The 1,856-nt window shown below is 70.9% G+C and carries 1 protein-coding gene; it reads left to right on the top strand.

Annotated elements, in window-relative coordinates; genetic code table 11:
* Positions 1 to 1,856: ATP-dependent DNA helicase (locus BM093_RS34690; RefSeq protein ID WP_177238900.1), on the top strand; the 1,856-nt coding region annotated here is incomplete at both ends.

Below are 1,856 nucleotides of genomic sequence, written 5' to 3'. Positions count from 1 at the left end.
GGGGTCGCGGCCGAGCAGCGGCCGGCGTTCGTGGCCGCGCTGGCCGGTGCGGTGCTGGATGCACCGGCCCGGTACGGGCTCGTGCAGGTCTCGGCTGGGGACCCGGTCCCGGTCCCCGACGCGTTGCGCCGTACCGGTCCGGGCGGGGACGGCCGGTCGATGTTCCGGGCGCACATCGACGAGCGCTACGCCACCACCGCCGCGATTGCCGGCGAGGAACGACTGCGCGCGCTGACCCACACCGAGGGGGCGGTGGCCGTCGGATCCGAGCGGATCGAGGCGGCCATCGGTGGGCTGGGATCGCGGGGCCTGTCGGCGGACCAGTCGGCTGTGGTGGCGGGTGTGCTGGGCTCCGGGCGGACCGTGGATGTCCTGGTCGGGCCGGCCGGGACGGGTAAGTCGCACACCGTGGGGGCGTTGGCCGGGGCGTGGCAGACCGAGACGGGTGGCCGGGTCCTGGGGTTGGCCACGGCGAAGATCGCGGCACAGAACCTGGACGGTCTCGGCCTGGAAGGGATGACCACCGCCGCGTTTCGGAAGCAGTTCCTCGAACAGGATGCCCACGGGCAGGTGCGTCAGCGGCTGCAGGGCGGGGACCTCGTCGTGGTCGACGAGGGCGGCATGAGCACCACCGCCGAGTTGATCGAGATCGCCGACCTGGCCGCCGCCACGGGGGCGAAGGTTCTGCTAACCGGGGACCATCACCAGCTGCAGCCGGTCGGGGCCGGGGGCATGTTCGCGCACCTGGCCGAGCAGCCCGGCACCTTTGAACTCGACACCGTGCACCGGTTCACCAACGACTGGGAAGCCGATGCGTCGCTGCAGCTGCGGGCCGGGGACGTGTCCGCAGTCGCCGCCTACACCGACCGCGGCCGGGTCCGGACCGGGTCGCTGGAGGAGATGGCCGAGCACGCGGTGCGCGGGCACCTGGCCGACATGCTCGACGGCAAGTCGGCCCTGCTCATCGTCGACACCAACCAGATGGCCGCCGAGCTGTCCAAGAAGATTCATAAGGAGCTGATCCGGCTTGGGCATGTCGACGCCGAGGCGTTGGCGACGCTGCCCGATGGCACCGAGGTCGGGGTCGGGGACCTGATCCAGGCCAACAACAACGACAACCGCCAGCGAGTCGATCCCGGCCGGGACGGGGAACACCGTCCGGTGACGAACAAGCAGCGCTACACCGTCCTCGGCCGTGACCGGCACGGCCAGCTACTCGCTCAGGACGAGCACGGCGCGATCGCACACCTGACGGACGACTACGTCGACGAGCATGTGACGTTGGCCTACGCGCTGACGAACTACGCCGCGCAGGGCGTGACCGTCGACGTCGGTCGCGCGGTCACCGGCCGAGACACCACCCGCGAGTCGCTCTACCCGGCCATCACCCGGGGCCGGTTGATGAACCTGATCTACCTGGTGACCCAGCAGACCGCGGACGAGCATGACCAGCGCCGCATCGAGGACACCCCGGTGCAGCGGTTGTCCGACCTGCTCACCCGCAGCGAGCTGGCCGAGGCCGCCCTGACCGTGCGCGAGAGCGCCGAGCACGACATGCGGTCGTTCGAGACGCTCGGTGCGCTGATGAACCAGGTCAGCATGCGCGCCGCCGGCCACCGCAACGACGAGATCCTCGCCGGGCTGCTCACCCCGGAGCAGCACGAACGGCTGCAGAATGAGCCCGCCTACGGACGCATGCTCAACAAGGTCTACGCCGCCGAGCTCGACGGGCACGACCCCCGCGCCCTGCTGGGCGAAGCAGTCGAGATGCGCAGCTTCACCGACGCCGATGCCCTGTCGAAGGTGCTGCACTGGCGCCTCGGCCAGCTGCTCGAGAAGCGCGAACCCGAACGGGG

Origin of the sequence: Pseudonocardia ammonioxydans (assembly GCF_900115005.1) — a bacterium.
Taxonomy (GTDB): Bacteria; Actinomycetota; Actinomycetes; order Mycobacteriales; family Pseudonocardiaceae; genus Pseudonocardia; species Pseudonocardia ammonioxydans.
This window is presented reverse-complemented; position numbering and strand designations above follow the sequence as displayed.